Annotated in this window: 24 protein-coding genes; 13 read left to right on the top strand and 11 right to left on the bottom strand. The window is 62.7% G+C overall.

The window, feature by feature from the left end; translation table 11 throughout:
* Nucleotides 1-478: 478 nt before the first annotated feature.
* The 3 genes from HJB91_RS14620 (at nt 479) to HJB91_RS14610 (ending at nt 6,853) form a co-directional block, all read left to right on the top strand.
* Nucleotides 479-2,734, top strand: a complete 2,256-nt coding sequence (locus tag HJB91_RS14620; protein ID WP_221102537.1) for a bifunctional diguanylate cyclase/phosphodiesterase — start codon at nt 479-481, stop codon at nt 2,732-2,734.
* 125 nt (nt 2,735-2,859) lie between these two features.
* Nucleotides 2,860-6,105 carry an adenylate/guanylate cyclase domain-containing protein gene (locus HJB91_RS14615; protein ID WP_210631628.1) on the top strand — a complete coding sequence of 1,082 codons (3,246 nt, stop codon included), beginning with the start codon at nt 2,860-2,862 and terminating at the stop codon, nt 6,103-6,105.
* A 67-nt stretch (nt 6,106-6,172) separates the two neighbouring features.
* A complete protein-coding gene (locus tag HJB91_RS14610) occupies nt 6,173-6,853 on the top strand; it encodes a peroxiredoxin-like family protein (RefSeq protein ID WP_210631331.1) in 681 nt (226 codons plus the stop codon).
* Between the two features lie 12 nt (nt 6,854-6,865).
* Here the strand turns inward: HJB91_RS14610 and HJB91_RS14605 are convergent, their stop codons facing one another.
* Complete coding sequence (locus HJB91_RS14605) at nt 6,866-7,420, bottom strand: cytochrome c (protein WP_210631332.1); 555 nt, start codon at nt 7,418-7,420, stop codon at nt 6,866-6,868.
* 160 nt (nt 7,421-7,580) lie between these two features.
* On the opposite strand from HJB91_RS14605, the gene HJB91_RS14600 reads away from it, so the two are divergent.
* The 8 genes from HJB91_RS14600 (at nt 7,581) to HJB91_RS14565 (ending at nt 13,067) form a co-directional block, all read left to right on the top strand.
* Nucleotides 7,581-8,132, top strand: a complete 552-nt coding sequence (locus tag HJB91_RS14600; RefSeq protein ID WP_221146623.1) for a cytochrome b — start codon at nt 7,581-7,583, stop codon at nt 8,130-8,132.
* A 57-nt stretch (nt 8,133-8,189) separates the two neighbouring features.
* Nucleotides 8,190-8,588: a hypothetical protein gene (locus tag HJB91_RS30695; protein ID WP_247241736.1), complete on the top strand. Its 399-nt coding sequence runs from the start codon at nt 8,190-8,192 to the stop codon at nt 8,586-8,588.
* A 91-nt stretch (nt 8,589-8,679) separates the two neighbouring features.
* Complete coding sequence (locus HJB91_RS14590) at nt 8,680-8,907, top strand: hypothetical protein (RefSeq protein WP_210631335.1); 228 nt, start codon at nt 8,680-8,682, stop codon at nt 8,905-8,907.
* Nucleotides 8,904-10,367 (top strand): TolC family protein, encoded by a 1,464-nt coding sequence (locus HJB91_RS14585; protein ID WP_221146622.1) that lies wholly within the window; start codon nt 8,904-8,906, stop codon nt 10,365-10,367. Before HJB91_RS14590 ends, HJB91_RS14585 begins: the two co-directional genes overlap by 4 nt.
* Nucleotides 10,368-10,381: 14 nt before the next feature.
* Entirely contained in the window at nt 10,382-11,728 is a 1,347-nt protein-coding gene (locus tag HJB91_RS14580) for a multicopper oxidase family protein (protein ID WP_210631337.1), read from the top strand.
* A 33-nt stretch (nt 11,729-11,761) separates the two neighbouring features.
* On the top strand, nt 11,762-12,241 hold the full coding sequence (locus HJB91_RS14575; RefSeq protein WP_221155098.1) for a plastocyanin/azurin family copper-binding protein: 480 nt from the start codon (nt 11,762-11,764) through the stop codon (nt 12,239-12,241).
* 20 nt (nt 12,242-12,261) lie between these two features.
* Entirely contained in the window at nt 12,262-12,549 is a 288-nt protein-coding gene (locus tag HJB91_RS14570) for a copper-binding protein (protein WP_210631339.1), read from the top strand.
* Between the two features lie 56 nt (nt 12,550-12,605).
* A complete protein-coding gene (locus HJB91_RS14565; protein ID WP_221155091.1) occupies nt 12,606-13,067 on the top strand; it encodes a DUF411 domain-containing protein in 462 nt (153 codons plus the stop codon).
* 34 nt (nt 13,068-13,101) lie between these two features.
* Here HJB91_RS14565 and HJB91_RS14560 read toward each other — a convergent pair whose 3' ends face one another.
* The 9 genes from HJB91_RS14560 to HJB91_RS14520 all read right to left on the bottom strand — a co-directional run bounded on the left by HJB91_RS14560 (nt 13,102) and on the right by HJB91_RS14520 (nt 21,306).
* Nucleotides 13,102-13,470 (bottom strand): hypothetical protein, encoded by a 369-nt coding sequence (locus tag HJB91_RS14560; RefSeq protein WP_221155089.1) that lies wholly within the window; start codon nt 13,468-13,470, stop codon nt 13,102-13,104.
* Between the two features lie 80 nt (nt 13,471-13,550).
* Nucleotides 13,551-14,042 carry an EF-hand domain-containing protein gene (locus tag HJB91_RS14555; RefSeq protein ID WP_405047655.1) on the bottom strand — a complete coding sequence of 164 codons (492 nt, stop codon included), beginning with the start codon at nt 14,040-14,042 and terminating at the stop codon, nt 13,551-13,553.
* Nucleotides 14,043-14,134: 92 nt separating this feature from the next.
* A complete protein-coding gene (locus HJB91_RS14550; protein ID WP_210631342.1) occupies nt 14,135-16,363 on the bottom strand; it encodes a copper-translocating P-type ATPase in 2,229 nt (742 codons plus the stop codon).
* Nucleotides 16,356-17,033: an isoprenylcysteine carboxylmethyltransferase family protein gene (locus HJB91_RS14545; RefSeq protein ID WP_221155087.1), complete on the bottom strand. Its 678-nt coding sequence runs from the start codon at nt 17,031-17,033 to the stop codon at nt 16,356-16,358. Before HJB91_RS14545 ends, HJB91_RS14550 begins: the two co-directional genes overlap by 8 nt.
* A complete protein-coding gene (locus HJB91_RS14540) occupies nt 17,026-17,295 on the bottom strand; it encodes a DUF2933 domain-containing protein (protein ID WP_210631344.1) in 270 nt (89 codons plus the stop codon). The genes HJB91_RS14545 and HJB91_RS14540 overlap by 8 nt, the downstream gene beginning before the upstream one ends.
* Before the next feature lie 55 nt (nt 17,296-17,350).
* A complete protein-coding gene (locus HJB91_RS14535) occupies nt 17,351-18,829 on the bottom strand; it encodes a multicopper oxidase family protein (RefSeq protein ID WP_221155086.1) in 1,479 nt (492 codons plus the stop codon).
* A gap of 105 nt (nt 18,830-18,934) precedes the next feature.
* Complete coding sequence (locus HJB91_RS14530) at nt 18,935-19,318, bottom strand: hypothetical protein (RefSeq protein WP_210631346.1); 384 nt, start codon at nt 19,316-19,318, stop codon at nt 18,935-18,937.
* A 20-nt stretch (nt 19,319-19,338) separates the two neighbouring features.
* Nucleotides 19,339-19,644, bottom strand: a complete 306-nt coding sequence (locus HJB91_RS14525; protein WP_221155084.1) for a hypothetical protein — start codon at nt 19,642-19,644, stop codon at nt 19,339-19,341.
* Nucleotides 19,645-19,800: 156 nt separating this feature from the next.
* Complete coding sequence (locus HJB91_RS14520; RefSeq protein ID WP_221155083.1) at nt 19,801-21,306, bottom strand: winged helix-turn-helix domain-containing protein; 1,506 nt, start codon at nt 21,304-21,306, stop codon at nt 19,801-19,803.
* Between the two features lie 139 nt (nt 21,307-21,445).
* On the opposite strand from HJB91_RS14520, the gene HJB91_RS14515 reads away from it, so the two are divergent.
* The gene (locus tag HJB91_RS14515; protein ID WP_259669919.1) at nt 21,446-22,648 is read left to right on the top strand and encodes an MFS transporter; all 1,203 of its coding nucleotides are present in this window, start codon (nt 21,446-21,448) and stop codon (nt 22,646-22,648) included.
* Between the two features lie 72 nt (nt 22,649-22,720).
* Nucleotides 22,721-23,689 carry a substrate-binding domain-containing protein gene (locus HJB91_RS14510; RefSeq protein ID WP_221146616.1) on the top strand — a complete coding sequence of 323 codons (969 nt, stop codon included), beginning with the start codon at nt 22,721-22,723 and terminating at the stop codon, nt 23,687-23,689.
* A gap of 72 nt (nt 23,690-23,761) precedes the next feature.
* Here the strand turns inward: HJB91_RS14510 and HJB91_RS14505 are convergent, their stop codons facing one another.
* Nucleotides 23,762-25,027 (bottom strand): ABC transporter substrate-binding protein, encoded by a 1,266-nt coding sequence (locus tag HJB91_RS14505; protein ID WP_221155080.1) that lies wholly within the window; start codon nt 25,025-25,027, stop codon nt 23,762-23,764.
* Nucleotides 25,028-25,033 lie beyond the last annotated feature (6 nt).

Raw genomic sequence — 25,033 nt, 5'->3', positions numbered from 1 at the left:
CGGAGGTGATTGCCAAACGACAGAAGGCGCTGGCGCGGATGGAAGCTGCGGAATGAAGGGTGAGGGACATAGTCTCAAAGCTAAAGCCGAAGGGGTGCGTCCTACCCGCCCCCGCTCCTCCCTGCAATCCGGCCCAGCCGGTCGGATCGGGGGCTGACCGGCAGGGCCGGGACAGCCAGAGCGTCGCATTTCTAACTGGCCAGGGGCGCCGCATCTCTAATCAGCTTTGACAATCACCTGTAGCCGCAAAGTTAAAGTGTCCTGTATCTGCAAAGTAAGAATGTCACTCTCCCCGGGTTTGATGACCTGGGAGATAGGCGGATGGGACTGATAGCGCCGCGCGGTGTGTCCCCGGCCCTGCAAAAATCTAGCCATTCGTGCATGCCGGACTGACGACATTCGAACCGTATTGGTCGGTTTAGCGTTGCCTTAAAGAAGCTGTGCAAGGATACGCTCTTACCACCACACCGGCGAGCTGATGACGTTTCGAAAAGACCCAGAGATAGCGCGCAGCCGCGCGGGCTGCCTAACCGGCCATGTGAGCGCCTTCGCGCCAGCGGTATTTGCGGCCATTATTGCAGTCATCGTCGTCTGGGTGGCAACGAATTGGCGGCTGGAGCGCTCTTTGGCCGATGAACGCTCGGTCGTTGCCGGCGAGCTTGCCACGATATCATCTCGGCTGCAGACGAACCTGAACAGCAATGTGAAACTGTTGCAAGGGCTGGCGGCGGGTATCTCCGTCGATCCCGCAATGGGTCAGAACGGGTTCTCCAAACTTGCAGCACGGATCCTGCAGCCCGATTCACAATTGCGAAGCTTCGCCGCGGCGCCGGACATGGTCGTCAGATGGGTTTATCCGGAAATGGAAAATGAAAGAGCCATCGGGCTCGACTACCGGAAGAATGAGAAGCAACGGGCTGCCGCGATGCTGGCGCGCAACACCCACAATATCGTCTTGACCGGCCCGGTGGAGCTTGTCCAAGGCGGAATGGCCTTCGTGGTCAGGTGCCCTGTCTATGTCACCGATGGAAATAGCCAGATCTTTTGGGGCCTTCTTTCCGGAATCATCGATATTCCAAGGCTTTACGGCGATAGCGGTCTTCGTTCGACCGACCTTGAGGTTGCCATCAGCACCGAACCGGAGCCGGAATCGCCCAAACAGGTTTTTCTCGGCAGCCTGGAGACCTTTCAAAGGCAACCGGTCGTGGCAAACGTGGATATGACCTACGGCCGATGGACCCTCGCCGCGCGTCCGAAGCATGGATGGGGTAGAAATAACGGGATCGGCGCCTTCGAGTTCTATGCAAGTTTATTGGCCTTCTGTGTCGTTGCCCCCATCGTCTGGGTCGGCTTTCTGACCAGGTCGCGCCAAAGGACCATCGAAAAACTTCGCCTGCACAAGAAGAAGCTCGTTCGCGCCCGTCAGCGCCTGGAATACCTCTCACTGCACGACGCACTGACGGGACTTCCCAATCGGCGGTTCGTCGACCAGATGATCTCGCAGCCGCCGCGGCCCGCTCCGGAAGATTGCCTGATCCTCATTCATATCGATCTTGACCGGTTTAAGGAGATCAACGACACGAAAGGCCATGCTGGCGGTGACATCGTCCTCCAGACCACGGCTTTGCGGCTCGCCGATTTGGCCGGCCCGAACGACGTCGCGGCCCGCATCGGTGGAGACGAGTTCATTTTCGCCAGCTGGAGCGCCAATCCGGAGCCTAAAGCAGCCGAATTGGCCAGGCAGATTGTCGACGCGCTTCAGCGCAACATCTTTATCGATGGAGCAGCATATGTGGTCGGAGCAAGCGTCGGTGTCGCCTGGGAGGCTGAACCTTCTCGTCGGGACCTCAGCCAATTGCTTCTGAATGCCGATCTGGCTCTCTACGAGGCGAAGAAGGCGGGTCGCGGTCGCGCGGCCATTTTCACGGAAGAGCTTCGCAGCGCCGCAATTCATTCGAAAGAACTGGCGGATGAATTCAATCAAGCGCTCGAACGCGACGAGTTTGTAGCGTTCTTCCAGCCGCAGTTCGACGCATCCACATTGGCAGTCGCAGGCGTCGAAGCCCTCGCCCGCTGGGACCATCCGCGAAGAGGTCTGCTCGGCCCGACCGAGTTTCTTGATGCTGCGGAAAGGCTCGGCCGTAGTGGCGACATGGATAAGCTGATCCTGCAAAAGGCACTCTTCGAGCTGACGAGATGGGACGGTTTGGGACTCCAAATCCCACGGGTCTCAGTGAATATCTCGGCGCGCCGACTGGCGCAGGCGAATCTCCTTGCCGAGCTTTCGGCGCTTCCCGCAGCGAGGGGGCGCCTGTGTTTCGAGCTGCTTGAAACAATCTCCTTCGACGAGCTTCAGCCCGCTCTCAATGAGGTGATTCCAGCAATCAAGGCGCTCGGCATAGAAATTGAAATTGACGATTTCGGCACGGAACATGCCAGTATCGTCAGCTTGCTTCGATTTGAACCCCGAAGGCTCAAGATCGATCGAGAGATTGTCAAGCCGATCATCGCCTCGCCTTCTCAACGCCGTCTGGTCTCCTCGATTATCGAAATCGGCCGGTCACAGAACATCGACATCGTTGCCGAAGGAGTGGAGACAATGGAGCACGCGAAGATCCTGAAAGATCTCGGCTGCCATCTGCTGCAAGGTTACGCTCTGGCAAGGCCAATGACCTCGGAGCAACTGATCGAATTTTGCCGTCGGACGGATAAGGGAACCGCAGCAGGCCGATAAGGTTGGCCGGCGGCTGTTTGTGCTTGCGGGTCTTCGTCAGCAGGTTCATTCTTATCGCCGTTGAGAAGCCCGCCGGCAGCGGCCGATATCGCTGTCGCATATCGGGTTTTTGTGAGATGCCTGCGATGGAATGCGCCGGCTGCGGTTTCGATATTCAGAGCGGTTTTGCTTTCTGTCCGCGATGCGGCTCAAAGCAACCTCTCTCTTGCGCGGCCTGCGGCTATCCATGTCAGCCGGATTTTGCCTTCTGCCCGAGATGCGGCGCATCGATCTCAAGCAAGACCCAGCCCGCCGCGAAACCGGCCATCGAGACAGCACCGGGTGAAGCCGATAGCGATGCCGACCGGCGGCCGGTGACGGTGCTCTTTGCCGATCTCTGCGGGTTCACTTCGCTAAGCGAGCAGATCGATCCTGAAGTCATGCGGGCGCTGCAGAACGAATTGTTCGAAGAGATGACCCGGGCGGTGGAAGCCTATGGCGGCTTCGTCGACAAATTTGTCGGCGATGCGCTTCTGGCGCTGTTCGGTGCGCCAGCCGCCCATGAGGACGACCCGGTGCGGGCGCTTGGCGCCGCACTTGATATGATCGACCGTGCCGCTACAGTCGGCAAACGCTGGCAATCGCGCGCCGGCGTGCCGCTGCGTCTGCATATCGGCATCAACAGCGGCCCTGTCGTCACCGGCGGTTTCGGCGCCGCCAGTGCGAAATCCTATTCCGTGACCGGCGACACGGTGAACACCGCGCAACGGCTGCAATCCATGGCCGGCGAAAACGATATTCTCGTCGGTCCGCTGACCTATCGCCTCACCCGCCACGCCTTTGCCTTCGACAGCCTCGGCGCGCAGGCCTTGCGCGGCAAGAGTGGAAACGTGCTCGTGCATCGGCTGACCGGGCTGCTGGAAGCGCCGCATAGGGCGCGCGGGCTCGAAAGTTTCGGCCTTCAGGCGCCGATGGTAGGACGGGACGCGGAATTGTCGCGCCTGCTGACCGGCCTCGACCTTGCCTGTGGCGGCGCCGCGCAGCTTGTCCGCCTGATCGGCGAAGCAGGAATCGGCAAATCGCGTCTGGCCAGCGAATTCGTCGGGGCCGCCGCCGATGCGGATCGTTTCCCCGGCCTTGCCATCCGCAGAGCCAGCTGTTCTCCCCTCGGCGAACAATCCTACGGCACGCTCGCCGCGGTCGTGCGGAGCGCCTACGGAATCGGCGAGCGCGACGATCCCGACAAGACACGGCAACTGCTGACAACAGGGTTCCGCGCCCTCGATCTCAGGCCTGACGACATCGAGGCGCTTTTGCCGCTCTTTCTGCATGTTCTCGGCTTCGGCGATCCCGATGGCGCGCTCCGGCACATCGAGCCGGAACAATTGCGGCGGCAGATCTTCTATGCGGTCCGCACCGTTTTCGAGCGGCGGCTGGCGCAAGGCCCTCTCCTTCTTGTCATCGAGGATCTCCACTGGGCGGATGCGGCCTCGCTGGAGGTGCTGCGCTTCATGATGGACCGGCTGGAGCGCAGCCGGCTGATGCTGCTCGCGATCTATCGGCCGACGTCGCAGACGGACCCGCTGGACTCCAATCGCGTCAGCGTCACCGTCCAGCGTCTCGGCCCCCTCCTCGCTGCCGATGGGCAGACGCTGCTTGCCGCCTTTTTTGGCGAGGGTCACGGCAAGCTGCCGGCGCCGATGCGCAAGCGCATCCTCGATCGCGCCGGCGGCAATCCGCTGTTCATCGAAGAAATCCTGCGCGGGCTGATCGACATGGGCACGCTGCACAATGACGGCCAGCGCTGGCATGTCGCGGCCGAAGACGCGGATGTCGATATACCGGTCAATCTGCAGGCCCTGTTGCTTGCCCGCGTCGACCGGCTGCCGCAGGAGATCAGGCGTCTGGCGCAAGAGGCGGCGGTCGTCGGCCCGAAGTTCGATACCGCCCTGCTCCGCACCGTCGCGACCGACCCGGGCGGCATCGATGCGGCGCTGGATTATCTCTGCGATGCCAATATCATCGAGGAATTGCGCGGGCCGGACGCCGAGATAGCGCCGGGCTATCGCTTCAGCCAGACGCTGATGCACGATGTCATCTACCACAATCTGCTGCTGCAACGGCGCATGGAGCTTCACCGACGGATCGGCCGGGCGCTGGAACGCCAATATGGCGTGGCGCCGGATCGGGCGGAGCATCTGGCGCAGCTCGGCCATCATTTTAGCCTGACCACCGAAAAGGCCAAGGGCGCCAGCTATCTCATGGCGGCGGGCGATATGGCCCGCAAGATTTACGCCAATGACGATGCCATGCGTCTCTACCGTCAGGCTCTTGCTGCCTTTGCCGACGAGCCGGAGGTGACGCCGGAGCAATCGGCGCTGCTGGAGCGCCTTGGCGATCTCTGCGGTCCTGCCGGCCGGCGTGAGGCCGCCCTGAACCATTATCAGCGAGCACTTGCGACCCACCGCGTGAAAGATGATCGGATCTCCGTGGCGAGAATCTTGCGCAAGATCAGCCGCCTGCATCTCGATGCGGGACGTCGCGATCAGGCGGAGGCCCATTGCGCCGAAGCCGAAGCGATGATCGCGCCGATCGATGCGCCGGTCGAACATGCGCATCTCCTGCAGGAACGCGGCCACCTCGCCTTCCGCACCGGCGACCAGGCTGCTGCCGCCGAATGGGCGACACAGGCGCTGCAATGCCTGCAAACGCTGCCGATCGATGGAACGACGGAGGCCGGACGGGAGGCGGCGCGGGCGATGGCAGAGGCGCTGAACACCAAGGGTGCAGCGCTGGCGCGGCTCGGACGCCGCCGTGATGCCGTGCAGGAAGTGGAGCGCAGCCTTTCGGTCGCCGAAAAGGCCGATCTGCAAAGTGCCGCCTGCCGCGCCTATTCCAACCTCGGCGTTCTCTACACAATCGTCGATCCGGCCAACGCCATCAGAATCTGCCGGCGCGGGTTGGAGGTCGCCACTCGTATCGGCGATCTCGGCTTCCAGGCGCGTCTTCTCGCCAATCTCGCGGTCTCCTGCTGCACCTTCACAGATCGCTGCGGAGCGGAGGGCGTGCCGGCGGCGGAAAAGGCGGTGGAGATCGACCGGGCGCTCGATCAGCGCGACCATCTCTCCGTACCGCTGATCGTGCTCGGTCAGATACACCAATGTCATGGGCAGCCGAAGCTAGCTCGTAAGTATTACGAGGAAGCCCTTGAGGTTGCGAAGGAAATTGACGAGCCGCAACTGCTCTTTCCGTGTTATGATGGCTTGGCGACACTGAGCCTTGAACACGACGACATGGATGAAGCGGAACGGTATTTCGCGCTGGCGCAGGATGTGTGCATCCGCCACAAGCTCGACCCCGGCACATTCGTCGTCTTGCCGTTTCTCGACTGAAGGATTCGTATCTAGCTCTGCATCAATTAGACCAGATAATTCAGAAACATACAGGGAGGAACTAACAATGCAGGAGAACCACGCCGATAAACCATTACAGCCTGGAGATCGCGCGCCCAACGTGGTGCTGGATGCGATCACCCGCCATGGCAAGATCGCCATCGATGATTTCCGCGGTCAGAAGCCGGTGCTCGTCGGCTTGTTTCGTGGCCTACACTGCCCCTTCTGCCGCCGGCAGATCGCCGCCATGGCCGAACTCACCGGTGCGTTGCAGGAGAAAGGCATCGACAGCCTGACAGTCGTCAATACGCCAATCGAGCGAGCGCGCCTCTATTTCCGCTACCACCCGCTTCCCAATTTACTGGCCGCCTCCGACCCCGAACGGGTATCGCACAGAGCCTTCGGCCTGCCGAATATCGAGTTCACCGAATCCGAGAACGAATGGCCGCACAAGGTCAGCATGAGCACGATGTCCTCAATGCGGATCGACATGCCGGGCGAGCTGCCGGAGCCCATGGATGTGATGGCGGCGATCGACTATCTCGACAAGGCCGACGGCTACGAATTCACGGAGGACGATACGCGGATGATCGCCACCGGCCATGGCCAGCTTGTCGGCGAATTCCTGCTCGACCGCGATGGCGTCGTGCGCTGGTGTTTCACGGAAGTCGAGGAAGGTGGGCGCAACTTGTTCGGCGGTCCCGCGCCTCGGGATGTGATGTCGGCGGCTTCGAATATGGCTGCTTGACACCAGTTGTGCTTATTGCGCCCTGAAGCGGGCGTGGCACGTCGTGCAGGTCTGCAGCATGAGGTGAAAGGCGTGCTCCGCCGGCATTGCCGACAGCTCCTGCTCGCTTCGGACGTGAGTGCCGAGCGGGCCGCTGCCCATGGCCTCTCCAGGCTTCATGCGCATGTCGGCAGGCATCGGTCCCGGATTATTCTGCGCAGCGGCGTCGAGCGCGATGGCGTAGTCGCGCAGGTCGTTTGCGATGCGGTCGAACCGCTCGCGCTCCTCAAGAATGTTCGGCCTGGCCTTTGATTGCGGGCTGGTCGCCTCGGATACGAAGTGTTCGGAAAGAACGACGCCGGATCTGTCGCGGATGGTGTCTGCTGCCCATCGGAACTCGGCTGCCTTGTAGCTCGCCGGATCCTTAAACATGCCGGAAATTGTCTTTGCCGCGGCGGCCATGGCCTTCATGTCCGCCTGCCGAAGCGCCACGACATCCTCGGCGGCCGGCGACGGGACTGTCGTCAAGAGAGCGGCTCCCATGGCAAGGAGCAGTCCAAAAGTCGTCACGAAAAAGGTCCGTCTCATAGAGTTATTTCCCAAGCCGACGTGATCCCGCTTCCACGCATATCCCTTCTCATCTGGGCAGCAAGAGGGCGGATACCCTCCCCGATGTTCTCGGCAATGGGCCGATGACGAAGCGTTAACCGCCGCCGAATAATCTGCGGCTCTGGCTCGGAGTGGATTAATGAGAGGCGGCTATTCGCTCGTTCAGATAGGGCTTCACTGGCTGGTCGCCTTCATGGTGCCGGTGCAGTATCTGACTGGCGGCAGCATCGAGAGAATTCATCATGCAGTCCACATGGGGATGACGCCGTCTGCGTGGGACGTCGTCCAGCATCAGCTCCACAACTACGCGGGGATCGGCATTGGCCTGCTGATGGGCGTGCGGCTCGTTCTCCGCATATTTCAGCCGCCCGAGCCTGCCGCGCCCGGCACATGGACCGGACGGATCGCCACGGCGCTTCATCACGTCTTCTACGCCGCAATCATCGGACAGGCCTGCATGGGGGGCGTCGCCAGCTATTTCTGGTTCGGAATCGCACACTACCATGTCGTGGGCTCGAAGATCATCCTGGCGATGGTGGCATTGCATCTTGCCGCAGCGGCCTGGCACACGCTGGTCGCCCGTGACGAGACAGTGGACCGGATGCTGCTGCCGCGGCCAGCAAAAAAACGTCTAAGTGGCCAACCTCAACCCCGCGGGATGCGTCATATTAAGGACTCATGTCGGCAATAGCTAGGTCCGCGATTGAAAACGGGCTGCATTACCTGTAGCTCTTCGGGAATGGCAAAGATGTACCGAATCACAGTGAGCATGTTGCTCGTTATGATGCGGCTGGTGATCGTTGTATCACTGGCCGGGTACTCGTTGGCGAACGCCAGTGCGGCGATGCATGGCTCAGCATTCCCGGAACTGCGCGTCGCCGCCGCAGAGATGATGCCGTCCCATGAAGGCCACGACTTGGCGGAAGCGGGCCACCACGACCATTCGCGCATCGATATGCCCGATGACGATGGAGGTCCATCGAAGCTCGTCAAGCAGGAATGCTGCAAGGATTTCTGCGGCGGCCTCGGCATCATTTGTGAAAGCCCCTACGTCGGTGGGCCAGTTGTAACCTCGATCCGGCAGTTCCTGGACGACCGCACGACCTTCGGCGAACAGCCGCCGCTCCACCGCCCTCCGAATATCTGAATAGAGACGCGCCCGCTCGATCGGGTCCATTCGGTCGCCGCCTGGCTTCGGGCGAGCGCCCGTAGGTTATCTCTTATTCGGAAATTTCATAATGAAACGCTCGTTTTTCGTGGTGGGGCTGCCGCTTGTCATCGGCGGCTGCGCATCCACGCTTCCTCCCGACGTGGTGGCATCTTCCGCCGCGATCGAACAGCCCTCGCCGCGCCCTATCGCATATCGGTCGCCGGTTTCGGGCTATGTTGGCAGGCAGCCCGTCGATCCCAAGCCGTGGCGTAGACAGAACGATCTGCAGTCTCCCGCGAAAGGAGACGCCTCATGATCGGCCTCAGAAAATTAACGTCCGTGCTGGCGGTCCCGCTGGTGCTGAGCGGTTGCGTCACGGGCGCCGAATATTCCAGCAAGCAAGCAGGGTTCGCTTCCGTTGCCGACAAGACCGCAATAGCGACGGCAAAGCAAACGGTTTGGATCCAGAACCAGGTTCAGGCGCGCTCTGTCGCCGCAGAGGTCAAAAATCTGCTCGCGCGACGGAGAATCCTCGACGTCGAGACGGCGGTTCAGATCGCCCTGCTCAACAATAAGGGCCTTCAGGCTGCCTACGCCGATCTCGGCGACAGTGCGGCCGATGCCTGGCAGTCGACCATGCTCATCAACCCGACAGTCTCCATCGGCACGACAGGCTTCGGCACACCTGGATTGGAGGCCTTCAAGACCATCGAGGGGATGATCACGACGAACATCCTGGCGCTTGCGACGAGGAACCGTGACGTGGCGATCGCCGACACCCGCTTCCGCCAGGCGCAACTGACCGCTGCCGTAAGAACGCTACAGGTCGCCGCCGAGACGCGGGGCGCCTGGATCGGGGCGGTGGCCGCCTGGGAGAATGTCGGGCAGCTGCAACGCGCCCAGGCGACGGCGGACGCTGCTTCCGAACTTGCGGAGAAACTTGGCGAGACTGGCGCGATGACCAAGGGCGCCCAGGCGCGCGAACATGTGTTCGTCGCCGAGCTCGCCGGCGAGACCGCGAAGGCGCGCCTCGCAGCTCGTCTCGCCAAGGAGGAACTGACACGGCTGATGGGTCTCTGGGGGGCCGACCTGGACTACCAGATTCCGAACAGCCTGCCGCCGCTGCCCAAGGCCGTCGCCCGACGCGATACGATCGAGGCCGAGGCTCTGAGGAACCGCATCGATCTTCAGGTGGCGAAGCTTGAGCTGGAGGCAACCGCAAGGTCGTACGGGCTCACCAAAGCGACGCGTTATGTCACCGATCTCGAGATCCTGACTGGCTTCGAAACGGAACGGGAAATCGAGGACGAGGAGAAGATCACCAGAACCACCGGCCAGGTCGAGCTGGAGTTCGCGATCCCGATCTTCGACACCGGCAAGGCGCGGATGCGCAAGGCCGAGCTGGCCTATATGCGGGCGGCAAACCAGCTCGCGGAGAAGGCCGTCAACGTCCGCTCGGAAGCACGCTCGGCATACGAGGCCTATCGCTCGAACTACGACATCGCGCGGCACTACAGCAACAATGTCGTGCCGCTGCGCACCAAGGTCGAGGAGGAATCCCTCCTGACCTACAACGGCATGATCTCCAACACCTTCGAGCTGCTCACCGACACGCGCGACAAGATCAACTCCATCCTGCTCTCCGTCAACGCCAAGCGCGATTTCTGGCTCGCCGAAGCCAACCTTGCGCCTGCGATTTACGGCGGCGGTGCGACCAGCGCGCCGGCAGAGACCGAAGTCGCCGCTGCTTCCGGCAGCAGCGGCGGCGGCCATTGAGAAAGGAACCCACCATGTTCAACAGACGACAACTGTTCGGTGCGAGCGCATCCCTGTTGGCGGCCGGCGCCTGGACGAAAACCTCGGCGATGGGTCTGCCCGACGCCGCGACAATGGAGTCGGCGGACATGCAGCCGCCGCTCCATCCGACTTCCGGCCCGGATTACCAGCCGGTCGTCACCCTCAACGGCTGGACCCTGCCCCACCGGACGAACAACGGCGTCAAGGAGTTCCACCTCGTCGCAGAGCCGGTCGAACGCGAGATGGCCGACGGCATGACCGCATATCTCTGGGGCTATAACGGCCAGTCTCCGGGTCCGACCATCGAGGCGGTCGAAGGCGACCGGGTGCGCATCTTCGTCACCAACAAGCTGCCGGAACACACGACGATTCACTGGCACGGCATGATTCTGCCGTCAGGCATGGATGGCGTCGGCGGGTTGACGCAGCCGCACATTCCGGTCGGCAAGACCTATGTCTACGAGTTCGATCTCGTGAAGTCGGGCACCTTCATGTACCACCCGCATTCCGACGAGATGGTGCAGATGGCCATGGGCATGATGGGCTTCTTCGTTGTCCATCCCAAGGACCCCGCGTTCATGCGCGTCGACCGCGACTTCGTCTTCCTGCTCAACGCCTATGACATCGATCCCGGCTCGTATGTGCCGAGGGTCATGGAGATGACCGACTTCAACATGTGGTGCTGGAACAGCCGCGTGTTTCCGGACATCAGCCCGCTGGTCGTTTCCAGGAACGACCGCGTGCGAGTGCGGGTCGGCAACCTTACGATGACGAACCACCCGGTTCACATGCATGGTTATGACTTCGAGGTGACATGCACGGATGGCGGATGGGTGCGGCCCGAGGCTCGATGGCCGGAGGTGAGCATCGATATCCCCGTCGGCGCCATGCGCGCCTATGAGTTCGACGCCAAATACCTCGGCGACTGGGCGATCCACTGCCACAAGTCGCATCACACGATGAACGCGATGGGCCACGACATCCCGACCTTCATCGGCGCGGATAAGTCGAAGCTCGCCGAGAAGATCAGGAAGCTGCAACCGGATTACATGCCAATGGGCACCAAGGGCATGGCCGATATGGGCGAAATGGAAATGCCCATTCCCGAGAACACTGTTCCGATGATGACCGGCTGGGGGCCGCATGGCCCGATCGAGATGGGCGGCATGTTCTCGGTCGTGAAGGTCCGCGAGGGCATCTCGGCGGACGATTACTCCGATCCGGGCTGGTACGAGAACCCGCCCGGAACGCAGGCCTGGGAGTGGACTGGCGAGCTGCCGGACGCCGCCAGGGCCAAAGACGCGAAGACGCAAATCACGCCGAAGCCGACGAACGGCTGAGATTCAGTATCCCACATCAAAAAGGATCTACGCATGAAGAATTATGTAATGGCACTGGCACTCGCCGCGCTTGCAACCCCTGCCCTCGCCTCCGGCAATCACGCCGGCGGTCACGGCGAGAAAATGGCTGTCGGAGAGCCTGGCGACAAGGCCAAGGCGACACAGACGATCCGCGTCACGATGAAGGAAACCGACGACGGCAGGATGTTGTTCACGCCCGCGGTCTTCAACGTTCGCAAGGGACAGACCATCAAGATCGCGATCAAGAACGCCGGCACCGTCGACCACGAATTCGTGCTCGATCAGGAGGAAAAGATCCTGGAGCACAAGAAGGTGATGGAAAAGTTCCCGGAAATGGAACATGCCGACGCCAACTCCATCCGCCTTCCGGCCGGTCAATCCGGCGAGATCGTCTGGAAGTTCACCACCGACGGCGAGTTCAAGTTCGCCTGCCTGATTCCCGGCCACTACGAAGCCGGCATGCACGGCGACGTCACCGTCGCCGGGAAGTAACGCGCAAAAGGAGCCATGAAATGAAAACTGCAATGATTAAAATCAGCCTAGCCGCCCTGCTCTCTTTCAGTGCAGCCTTCGGTGCGTTTGCTGCGGAGTTCACCAAGGGCGTGGTCAACAAGGTCGACGCCAAGGCGAAGAAGGTCACCATCAAGCACGAGGACCTGAAGAACCTCGACATGCCGGCGATGACGATGGTCTTCCGCGTCGAGGACCCGGCTCTGCTCGAAAAGCTGAAGGAAGGATCGAGCATCGAGTTCGTTGCCGAACGCGTGAATGGCAAGCTGACCGTCACCGAAGTAAAATAACGCACTCCCTGTCGCTCGGATACATCCGGGCGACAGGGCATCGAGGAGTGGAGACGATGCACAGGAGAAGCTTCATCGCAATGGCGGCGTCCGCCCTTGCGCTTCGTGGCGGAGGGGCCTTCGCCGCCACAACGGCGAGAATGACGGTCTACAAGGATCCGAACTGCGGTTGCTGTCACGAATGGTTGAAGGCTATGGCTGCGGCGGGATATTCCGTCGATGCCCACAACACCGACGACCTCGCCGCGGTAAAGGCTCGGCTGGGCGTTCCCGCCGACTTGGTGGGATGCCACACCGCCGTCGTCGAGGAATACTACCTCGAGGGACACGTGCCACTCGAGGCCGTCCAGCGACTGCTGCGGGAGCGGCCGCCGCTCCGGGGACTGGCCGTGCCGGGCATGCCGTCCGGTTCGTTGGGAATGGGCGACGAGCCGCAGGCGTCCTACGACGTTTATGCGATCCCGTCGGGGATCGGTGCCTCATACGTGTTCATGGAAATCCGCCCGCCGAAGGGTTAACGCGTCGATTGAACAAAGCATGCCGCAATGCCGATCAGGAGAGCGGGGCGTTGCAGAGCGCTGACCAGAGATCGTGTTTCCAGTCGGTTCCCGGCCGCGCCGAAACGTCAACCGCATAGTCGGCGGAATTGATCCGGACCATGGCGGGCGAAACGCATCGCACCCTCGCCTTGTGTCTTCCTCCGTCTTGATAGAGCACAGCCCCGCCACCGTCGAATTCCGACAGCGTGATGACGACGTCGAAGTCGAAGGCGTGATCGCGGGACGCAGTTCCCTCCGCTAGACTGAGGCTGACCGACCGGCTGCCGCCGAACGAAGCGGTGTGGAATACGGCAAGCTCGGCCGCCGCCGGCATCGATGCGGACTGCGCGCAAAGGAGCAAAGTCAGAAGGACACGGCGCATTTACCCCTCCCGTGGTGAATGCATTTCGATCCTATCATATCCTTGGAGGCTTCGCGACAGGGCCTTCGGGGTCGCCTCCGCTATGGCCTCCAGAACGTCTGCATCTCTTCGGGTGTGACCTTGCCGTCCTTGTTGGCGTCTACGCTACCGAAGATCCGCTTGTGGATCGCCGTCACCTCCTCGAAGGACAGCGCGCCATCCCCGTCGGTGTCGGCGATCGCGAACATGATCTTCATCATGGGTCCGCGCATAGCCATCGTTGGCATCGCCCCCATCATGCCGGGCTGCATCGGCATGCCCCCGGCCGCGCCAGGCTGCATCATCATGCACTGCATTGGCATCGTATTGCCTTTGCCTTGTCCCATCATGCCGGACTGCATCATGCCTGATCCGCCCGGCATCGCGCCCTGGCCTTGCACGGTCGTGTCCTCCATTCCCGACGGCTGAGTCGCCTGCGCCGGGTCCGCAGGATGATGGGGATCCGCCCCGCTCGTCTGCGCAAGGGCGAGCTCTGCACTGCCGACGGCAATCGCCGCGGCCAGCAGGATAACATTTGGCATTGTCATTCCCATGTCGTTTCTCCTTTGGCTGGTTCTATCCGCGCCCGCTTGCCGGGAACAGGATGGATGCGAATGCCGTGTCCAGCGGGCGAGCCGCAGGTCACCTAGTCGATGGCCGAACGGCGCAGCCTGAGCGAGTTGCCGATGACGCTGACCGATGACAGCGCCATGGCCGCGGCCGCGATGATCGGCGAGAGCAGCAGCCCGAAGGCGGGATAGAGTACGCCTGCAGCGATGGGCACGCCCGCCGCGTTGTAGATGAAGGCGAAGAACAGGTTCTGGCGAATGTTGCTCATGGTCGCATGGCTGAGCTTGCGGGCCTTTGCGATCCCCTGCAAGTCGCCCTTCAGCAGCGTGACGCCCGCGCTCTCGATCGCCACGTCGGTCCCCGTTCCCATGGCGATGCCCACGTCGGCGGCGGCAAGTGCAGGGGCGTCATTGACCCCGTCTCCTGCCATGGCGACGACGCGTCCTTCGCTTCGGAGCCGCGCGACCACCTTGCCCTTGTCCTCCGGCAGGATCTCGGCCTCGACCTCGTCGATGCCGAGCTTTCTCGCCACGGCCTGCGCCGTCGTCCTGTTGTCTCCGGTCAGCATGACGACGCGGATGTTCTCCTCCTTCAGCGAACGCAGCGCGGCGGGCGTGGTCGTCTTGACTGGATCGGCAATGGCGATGAGACCGCCCACCTTGCCGTCAATGGCTACGTAGATCACCGTCGCACCCTCGCCGCGCAGCGTCTCGGCCTCGGCCGCGAGCGACGACAAGTCGACGCCGGCCTCGGCCATGATCCGATGGCTGCCGATGACGAGATTCCGCCCGTCGACCGTACCGGTGACGCCCTTGCCGACGGGACTGTCGAACTCGCGGGCCTCGCCCAGGGCAAGGCTCCTCTCCTGCGCCGCGGCGACGATGGCCGCGGCGAGTGGGTGTTCGCTGGCACGTTCGAGCGTTGCGGCCAGCCGCAGGAGTTCGGATTCGTCGAATCCTTGGACGGCCTTCAATGCAGTCGCCTTCGGCCTGCCTTCCGTCAGCGTGCCGGTCTTGTCGACGACGAGCGTATCGATCTTCTCGAAGCGTTCCAGCGCCTCGGCGTTCTTGATCAGCACACCCATCCTCGCGCCACGTCCGACCCCGACCATGATCGACATCGGCGTCGCCAGCCCCAGCGCGCACGGACAGGCGATGATCAGCACGGCGACGGCGGCGACGAGGCCGTGGGCGAAGCGCGGCTCCGGCCCCCAGACGCCCCAGGCCACGAAGGCAGCGACTGCGACCAAAATCACCGCTGGGACGAACCAGCCCGACACCTGGTCGGCGAGCCGCTGGATCGGCGCGCGGGAGCGCTGGGCCTCGGCTACCATGCGGACGATCTGCGAGAGCATCGTGTCGCGTCCAACTTTGCCCGCCTTCATGACAAAACCACCGCTCTGGTTCATCGTGCCGCCGATCAGCCTGGCGCCTACCTCCTTCGTGACCGGCATGGATTCGCCGGTGATCATGGATTCGTCTACGGAGCTACGCCCCTCTAGCAGCTCCCCGTCGACCGGGACCTTCTCGCCCGGACGGACGCGCAGGCGGTCGCCAACTGCGACAACATCGAGCACGACGTCCTCGTCCGTACCATCGTCCCGAATGCGGCGGGCGGTCTTCGGGGCAAGATCAAGCAGCGCCCGGATCGCGCCGCCGGTCTGCTCCCGCGCCCTGAGCTCAAGCACCTGGCCCAGCAACACCAGCACGGTGATGACTGCGGCCGCCTCGAAATAGATCGCAACCGAACCGTCGGCGGCGCGGAACGTGGCAGGAAAGATGTCCGGTGCCGCCGTTGCGACGACGCTGTAGACCCACGCGACGCCCGTTCCCATCGCGATCAGCGTGAACATGTTGAGGCTGCGGTTGACGAGCGAGGCCCAGGCCCGCTTGAAGAACGGCGATCCCGCCCAGAGCACGACCGGCGTTGCCAGCACGAGCTGGATCCAGTTGGAAAGCTGCGCGCCGAGCAGCATGTGCAGGTTGGTGAGATGACCTCCCATCTCCAGGGCTAGGACCGGTAAGGTCAGCACGAGACCGATCCAGAACCGCCAGGTCATGTCGACGAGCTCGGCGCTCGGTCCTGCCGCTTCGGTCGCGACCTCGGGCTCCAGCGTCATGCCGCAGATCGGGCAGGTGCCGGGTCCGACCTGCCGGATCTGCGGATGCATCGGGCAGGTATAGATAACGCCTTCCAGAGGCCTCGGAGCAGTGCCCACCTGCACGACAGGCTTCTTGTCTTCCTGATGACGATAATGATCGTTATGGGCGTGCGCGTGGGCTTCATGCGAGTGATGATCAGTCATGGACCGCTCCTCCTCGACTGCTTCCGGCTGCATCCGCGCCATGACCAAGCCTCGGAATAAATGGCGGAACGGTTCTGGCATACGCGTCCCACGCAGCTCCAAACTCCGCTCTGGAGGCCTCCTCCTCCCGCCTCGCAAGTCGCACGTACACCCACACCAGCACCGGGAACATCGCGAGCGTCACGAGCGTCGGCCACTGCAGCAGGAATCCAATCATGATCACAACGAAAGCGTCGTATTGCGGATGCCGGACGCGAGCGTACGGACCTGTGGTCGCCAGGCGATTCTCGCGCTGAGCGGCATAGAGCACGTGCCAGCTCGAGGCGAGCAGCCAGAAGCCGGCGATGATCAGCACATTGCTGGCGAGGTGAAACGGCCCGAAATGCGGATTGACCCGCCAGCCGAACATCATCTCGAGAAGGTGGCCGGCGTCGTGCGACCAGAAGTCGACGCCCGGGAACTGGCGCCCGAGCCAGCCGGACAGCAGGTAGATCGTCAGGGGGAAGCCGTACATCTCCGTGAAGAGCGCGACGACGAAGGCGGAGAAAGGACCGAGCGACCGCCAGTCCCGATTCGTCCCGAGCTTCGTGAAGCTCGCGGCAAAGACGATGAACACCACGGAATTGATCATCACCAGGCTCCAGAGCCCGTAGGCAGGGGTGTCAGACATCGTCGGCCTCCTTCCGGTCCTGCTTGCTCATGCCAGCCCGATAGTTGGCATGGTCCTGGCCGGAATGGCCGCCATGACCGCCGTGGCCGTGATGCATGAAGAGATGCATCAGCGGGCAGGCCAGGATGAGGAGCCATGGCAGGATGCCGAGGACATGCACACGGTGTTCGTATGCGATGAGGGCCAGCGCGATCGCGGCGAAGGCGATGAAGACGGTTCGGCTGTAGCTGCTCCAGGCCGACGGAGGATGATTGTCGTTCATGAGGATGCCTCGTTCTAATGAATTCGCAGGAGGCTTCGCGGTTCTCGGAGCCGCGTCAACCGATGCCGTCGTAGGTGACGAAGGCCATCATGCCCGACGCCATGTGGTAGAGGTGATGGCAGTGCAGCGGCCAGCGGCCGGGATTGTCGGCGTCGAACGCCAGGACGACGCTCGCCATCGGCGGCAGCAGAACCGTGTCCCTGACCGCGCCGGCGACGGGGGTTCCGTTGATGCCGACCACCTGGAAATGATGCCCGTGCAGGTGCATCGGATGCGCCATCATCGAGGAATTGGTGATGGCGATCTCGATCCGCTCGCCGCGTTTGACCACCAGACCGTCCGCGCCGTCGATGCCCCAGGCGTAGGAGGCCATGTCGCCGCCCAGCGACAGCTTGAAGAGGCGGTCTGTGGCGCGAGCAGCCAGCGGTCTCAGGGAAAGTAGTCGCTGTTCCAGACCGAGCCCGAGGACTGGCCCCTTGGCGTCACCCGCGTCCGCGACCCTACGAACGTCCGCGCCAGCCGTGGCAAGGATCACGCCTGTGCGTTCCAATGCTCCTTCGCGCAGAGCAAGGACGGGAAACGCGCCGCCATCCTTCGGAATGCTGAGGCGAATGTCGAGGCGCTGTCCCATCGACACCGGGAAGGACGTCCCGGCGACCGGCTGCACGCCCTGCCCGTCGACGGCAAACAGTTCCCCGGAGAGGCTCCCCGTGTCGATGGTGAATGCGGTGGCGGTGGCGCCGTTGATGATGCGCAGGCGGATTCGGCCGCCTTTCTCGACCTTTACGATCTCGGGATCGTCGAGCGTTTGGTCGTTGGCGAGATAGGCGTCATAGTCGATGTCGTTGACATCCATGGCCATTGCCGGCGTCGCCATGCCCGCCATGTTGTCGCCGGACATCATATGCTGCATGCCGGCCATACCTTGCATCGAGCCGAGGTGAGCCGGCATGCCGCCGGAGGCGCCGTTCCCTTTCAGCTTTGCCAGCAATTCCTCCGCCGACAGAAACGAGAAATCGTGGAGCAGCACGATCACCTCCTGTTCGTCGCGCAGCTTGTCATCTGCCGCCTGCACGATCAGCGGAGCCGCGAGCAGGTTCTGCTCCTGTAGCGTATGGGCGTGCATCCAGTGCGTACCGCCCGCGCCAACCGGGAAGGTGTAGTGGCGACTTTCCGATGGCTTCAGCAGTGCGGCCGGATTGTCTGGGACGCCATCTGCAGCCCAGGGCGGGGTCAGACCGTGCCAGTGGATCAGCGTCGGCTGGTCGATGGCGCTCGACAGCACGACGTCGAATTCCGTTCCGGCGTCCAACGCGAGTCCCGGCGTTCCGTCCGGTCGGACGAGGCCGAAGACGCGGGCGGACTTGCCCTTCACCTCAATGGTTCGATAGCCGATCGAGAGTGCATGAGGTGTCATCTGTGGTGCGGATGAGGGTCCGGCCTGCGCGAAGGCGCAGAGGGGTCGAAGGCCGGTCGATGTGCCGAGCGCTGCAGCGCCGGCCATCAGACCATTCAAGAAATTACGGCGATTCATTGCAGTTGGTCCTTTATCCGGATCGGCGGTGCCGACCATTGGTCTGGGTGTCCGCAAGGAGGCCCGCGGAACGACCGGATAGCGCCGAGGCGCAATCCGGCATCCTCAGACTGGGAAACGAGGAGGGCCTAGCGTGGGAGGAGACGCCAGGCCGCTGCCGGTCTGATTGCGCCACGCAAAAGGAAGAAAAGAACTTTGGGCTGCCGGAGCTTCGAGACGGTCGATCAAGACCGCGGCAATGCAAAAACCGCATGGCGCGGAGCAGCAGGCTTTATGGTCGGGTGCTTGAGAGCCGGTATGACGCCAGGTATGGGCATCGCTGTGGAGGGGGGAGCGTTCGAACTGCTCTTGGACCGAAGGGTCATGAACCGAACCGTCATGGCATTGCATCGCTTGCAAGCCGGACGCCGGAACGAAAAGAAGCGCCAGCGCGATCAGGACGGCCTGCAATGCGCTCATCCAATCGAAACAGCAGCGGTCGGCGGCCATCTGTCCGGCTCCGTTCCCCCTCAGCCGAAACGTCGGCTGATGAAATTGAAGATAGTGGCAATCAGCGCACCCGCATAGCCGCCGAAGATAAGGCTTTGAACGATGCCGAGCGCCAAGCTTCGAACATCGAAACCGGTCAGCCCCAGGTAGAACTGCAGCCATGGCCTATGCAGACCCCATTCCGGGGAGATGAAACCGAGCAGCATGCACAGCAGGAATGAGAAGGTGGCGAAGGCGGCGAGCGTCGCGCCGAGCACCGGCACGGAGACATGCCCCGGCATCGCCGGGGAACTTGCAGGTTGAGCATGAAGAACAGTGTTTGCCATCGAACGATCCTCCGACCGGCCGCGGTTGCAGCCGTGACGACAGCGCAATCATCTGCCCGCTCGTCGCAAACTTCCTTGATTCAAATCAAATACGGAAGCCGCCCGACGCTAAGGCTCGCCCGGCGCCTTCGAATGCCGCTTGTACGCGAGATGCGGTCAGGGGAGCCCAGCTTTGCGGTAACCATCGACGAAATGCTCAAGCGTAGCCGCCTCGCGGAAAGGCTCCATCGTCGCCCAGTGACTGGTTGAAAAATGGGGGTTGGCGACGAGGAACAGTTCGGCTTCGGCACGCGCCTCGTCGAGCCGGCCGAGCTGGGCCAGGCTGGCCGCCAGGAACCGGCGTGAGCTTGTGCGATAGGTCTCATCCCGCCGCAGCGTCTCGATAGCGGCCTCGTATTTCCCCGCCGCATACTGCGCTTGGCCGAGCGCCAGATAATACCAGCTTGCCGGAAAGGGGTTCAGCCGGAATGCCTTGCCGATATGCTCCAGCCCCTCGTCGATCCGTCCGGCGAGGACCGAGATATCGGATAATGCGGCAAAGGTGTCCGCCTCATTCGGATCGAGTTCGATTGCCTTGGCGAATTGAGCATCCGCCTCGACGAAATCGCGTGCATAAGCAAGCAGATAGGCGAGAACCCAACGGCAGCCGGCATCGTTCGGATCGATCGCAACAGCCTTGCGCGCCAGTTCCAGAGCAGCGTCGCGGTTCGATTCCGTCGGTCCGCCGCTATGGACCCAGCCCATCCAGTGGTTCATGGCAAGCCAGCGATAGGCTTCGGCATAGTCGGGCTCGAGGGTGACGGCGCGCGTCAGCATCAGATGCGCTTCCTCGGCTGCCTGCGGGGAATCGTCCATCAGCTTGCGCGCCCGCACGCAAAGGTCGTAGGCATCGAGGTTCTTCGGCCGATTTCGCGGCGGCGGCGCGCGCAGCCGACCGAGCAGCGCTTCGACGATCCTGGCCGTCACCTCGTCCTGAACCGCGAAGATATCGTCCAGGCTGCGATCGATGCGATCCGCCCAGAGATGATCGCCGCTCGCCGCGTCGATCAGCTTGGCGTTGATGCGCACGCGCCCGGCGGCACGCCTTGCGCTGCCCTCGAGCAGGTAGCGCACACCGAGCTCCTCGGCGATTTCTCGCACGTGCGTGGCTCGGCCCTTGTAGGCGAAGACCGAGTTGCGGGCGATGACGAACAGCCCGGGCATCCTGGAGAGGTCGGTGATAAGGTCTTCCGTCAGCCCGTCCGCGAAGGATTCCTGTTCGGGATCGTTGCCGATATTCAGGAAGGGCAGCACGGCGATCGACGGTTTATCAGGCAGCGGCAAGGTTTTTCGCCTCATGCCGCTCAGCCGATGCACGGCTCCCGTGAAGCGGTAACCGACGCGCGGAACCGTTGCAATCCATTCACCGCCGCCGGCGGACGAGCCGAGCAGCTTGCGCAGCCGCGCGATCTGGACGGTGAGGTTGCCTTCCTCGACCGCCATGCCTTGCCAGGCCGCGTCCATCAGATCGGTCTTCGCGAGGATTTCTCCCGTTCGCCCGACGAGCGCCGCAAGCAGCTTCAGCCCGCGGTGGCTGATGGCAACGGGATCATCGTTCCGAAGCAGCGTTCCCGCATCCGGATCAAGCACGAACGGACCAAAGGCAAAGCGCGATCCCTGCATAAAGCGTATCTATAGTCCGTTTGGAAGTTTTTGAGAACGTTTTGGCGAGGCTTAATTACGCCGCTCCCCCTATCCTGCAGAATTCCATCCTCTTTCAACTCATGGGCTCGACCCACCATTGATCAAGGAGGAGATCTGCATGACCACCGCAAGCACGACATCACAGAGCGAGGATCGGATTCCATGGATTGCGATGGCCGGCATTATCGCGACGGTGACGGTGTTTGCCGCGGCGCAGGGACTGACCTACCCGCTGCTGAGTTTCATCCTGGAGCGACAGGGAATAACATCAGGTCTGATCGGCCTCTCGGCAGCGATGACGCCACTGGGTTTCATCATATCGGCGCCCCTCATTCCGGCGCTTTCGCGAGGCGTAGGCGGGGCGCGGCTGGCCATCCTCTGTTCGATCCTGGCTGCCCTTACCCTGGTCGCGATTGCCGGGACCCAGCAGGTCTGGGCCTGGATGCCGCTGCGTTTCCTGCTCGGCTTCTTTGCCAATCCGCTCTACGTGATCAGCGAAACCTGGCTGATCACGATCACGCCGGCACCGCGCCGCGGCCGAATCCTCGGCCTCTATTCATCGATCGTTTCGGCTGGTTTCGGCATCGGCCCACTATCCCTGGGCCTCGCCGGCACGGAAGGCTGGCCCCCCTTCACGATCGGCATCACGGCCTTCCTTGCCTGCGGCCTGATCGTGCTTGCCGTTGCCCCACACCTGCCTGACATGCCCGACGAAGGCAAGGCAACGTCGGTCGGCGGCTTCTTCGCGCTGGCGCCGCTGCTGCTGTTTGCGGTTTTCACCGCCGCCGCCTTCGAGCAGATCCTGCTTTCCCTGTTCACCGTTTATGGAACGGTACTCGGCAGCGCCGAGGAGCGTATCGCTTCGCTCATCACTTGTTTCGTCGCCGGCAATGCCATACTGCAGATCCTGCTCGGGCGGGCGGCCGAGCGGTTCGGCGCGCCGCGGACCATGTTGTTCTGTGTGCTGGCTTGCCTCACCGGCTGCCTGCTGCTGGCGTTCATCTTCAACACCTGGCTCGTCTGGCCGCTGGTTTTTGTCTGGGGCGGTGTCTCCTTCGGGCTCTACACCACATCGCTGATCGAGCTCGGCGAGCGTTTCAACGGCCGGACCCTGCTCGCCGGCAATGCAGCCTTCGCCTTCGCATGGGGCATCGGCGGCATGGCGGGCTCGCCGGCGGCCGGACTGGCGATGCAGCTGATCGGGCCTCAGGGTCTGCCACTATCTCTCGGTCTGCTCAGCGGTGTCCTGGCATTGCTTCTTTGGGGTGAGAAACGGCGCGGCGCCGCCTCTGACCGGCGCCCTCCCCGATCGCCGCAGTGAAGTGTCAGATCAATGTCATCGAAACCCTTTAAAGCTCCCCGCAATGAATTGGATTGATGCGAGGTGCTTTTGATGGCGACATTGCAGCAGGTCGCGTTCCGGGCAGGATGTTCGCTGGCGACCGCAAGCAGAGTTCTCAGCCGCAACGGACCAGCCAGCGATCTGATGGTGCGCAGGGTGCGCCGCGCCGCCGCAGAACTCGGCTATCATGCGGCCGGACGGCTCGGCCGCAGGCCGGTGGTCGGCGTCTTAATTCCAAGCATCACCAATCCGGTCTTTGCCTCGTCGCTGTCAAGCATCCAGAACCGCATGCTGGTCGCCGGCCATGGCGTGTTGATCGCCCAGTCGAATTACGATCCGGCACGCGAGGCCGATGCCGTCGCGGCGCTGCTGAACGACCGACCGACAGGGCTGATCCTGACTGTTTGCGATCCGTCGACCAGCGAGGCGCTGCTTGCCAGGCTGCCGCCGACCGTGCTGCTCCACAACCGGCCGACGGCACAGTTTCCGGCGGCGGTCACCGCCGACAATCGCGGCGCCGGCCGGGAGATCGCCACCTTCCTGATCGGCAGGGGCCATCGCCGCATTCTCTTCCTCTCCGGCAATTTCGCCGCCTCCGACCGGGCGCGGCTTCGCTACCAGGGTTATCTCGACGCGCTGGCCGAGGCCGGGCTGGCACCACTCGATGCCGTGCAGATCCCCTTCGTCGGCAGTTACGACCAGCTCGATCTCAGCACCATCATGACCGCGCTTGCGCCGACGGCGATCATCGCCTCCAACGATCTTCTGGCGCTCGGCGTCATTGGCGCGCTGAAGCGTGAGGGGCTTTCGGTGCCTGGGGATATTTCGGTCGCCGGCTTCGACGGCATCGCCATCGGCCGGCTGATCGATCCGCCGCTGACGACCATTGAAATGCCGGATGCCAGCATGGGGGCGACGGCGGCCTCGCTGCTTCTCGACATGGCGGAGAATGCCGCCCCTGCCCGCCATCTCGATGTCGCCTTTACGCTGCGCCGCGGCGGCACGGTGCGGCCCATCTGAGACGCTTGAAAACAAGAAGGGCCGCCCTGCGCTCGGCGTAGCGGCCCAACTCTTTCCTTATCGGAAAAGCGATCAACTGCGCGGCAGCATGCCCTCGACATCAGCGGCCGCGTCGTCGAGCGCTTCCTTCGGCTCGGCCGACTGGTCGACGATGCGCGAGAGGTTGTCGACGATCGTCTGGGTGACCTTGACGCCGTTCGAGCCGGGGAAGGCATACCAGGGGATCATCACCGGCATCTGGCTGAGGCCAGCCTGGAACAGCGGGTTCTGCTTGTAGAAATCGCCGAGATATTCGGGCGACTTGGCGGCGAGCTCGTTGTTCGGGACATAACCGGTGCCGGGCACGACGACCGAGGCGCCGCAAGGGCCGGCAGCGAATTTGGCGAACTTCCAGGCGGCGTCCTGCTTGGCGGCGTCATGCGTTACGATGACGACGGCGTTACCGCCCGTCGGCAAGCGGCCGCTTAGCGGATCGATCAGCGGGATCTTGGCGGTGCGCAGATCGAACTTGTTACCAACGTTCTTGATCGTATTGCGCAAGGCGCCCGTCGTCTGGAATTCGAAACCGACCTTGCCGGCCGCGAAAGCCTGTTCGCCGGCGGGCTTGGTGAAAACCGGCATGCCGCCTTCGGTGACGAGGCGATGCAGGACTTCGACGGCCTTCTTGCCCTCCGGACCGTTGAAGGCGACCTTGCTTTCGTCGTCGCTCAGCATCTTGCCGCCGGCGCCGAAGAGGAGCGCGGAAAACATCCAGTCATCGCCCTGCCAGCGGAAATCGATGCCGTCGACGCCGTTGCCGAGCGCTTTGATCTTACCACCGAGCGCGATGACCTCGTCCCAGGTCTTCGGCGGATTATCGGGATTGCCGCCGGCCGCCTTCACGAGATCGGCGTTGTAATACATGATCGGGTTGGAAGTGGCGAAAGCGAGACCGACCTGCTTGCCCTTGACCTGGGCGAGCTTGAGGATCGTGTCAGAGAAGCCCTGCTCGGCCATGTTGCCGTCCTTCTGGACGAGCGGGCCGAGATCGATGGCGACGTCGCGCTCGTCGAGCATGCGCAGGCGGTTCAGGCCGATAAAGGTGATGTCGGGCATTTCGCTGGTGCCGGCCTGACGAAGGATCGTCTGGATGCCTTCCTCATAGGTCGCGGACGGGCTGGCGAACTGAATCTTGATGTCGGGGTTCTCAGCCATGAATTTCTTCGAGATCGTGTCCATCACGTCCTTGAAGAAGCCCGGCATCGGGTAATGAACCGTCAGCGTCGTCTCGGCATGCGCCGGAAGCGCGATTGCAAGGGATACGGCCGCTGCGGCGAGAAGCTGGGTGATATGTTTCATCGCTCG

Source organism: Rhizobium sp. NLR10b (genome assembly GCF_019685435.1).
Lineage (GTDB): Bacteria > Pseudomonadota > Alphaproteobacteria > Rhizobiales > Rhizobiaceae > Rhizobium.
This window is presented reverse-complemented; position numbering and strand designations above follow the sequence as displayed.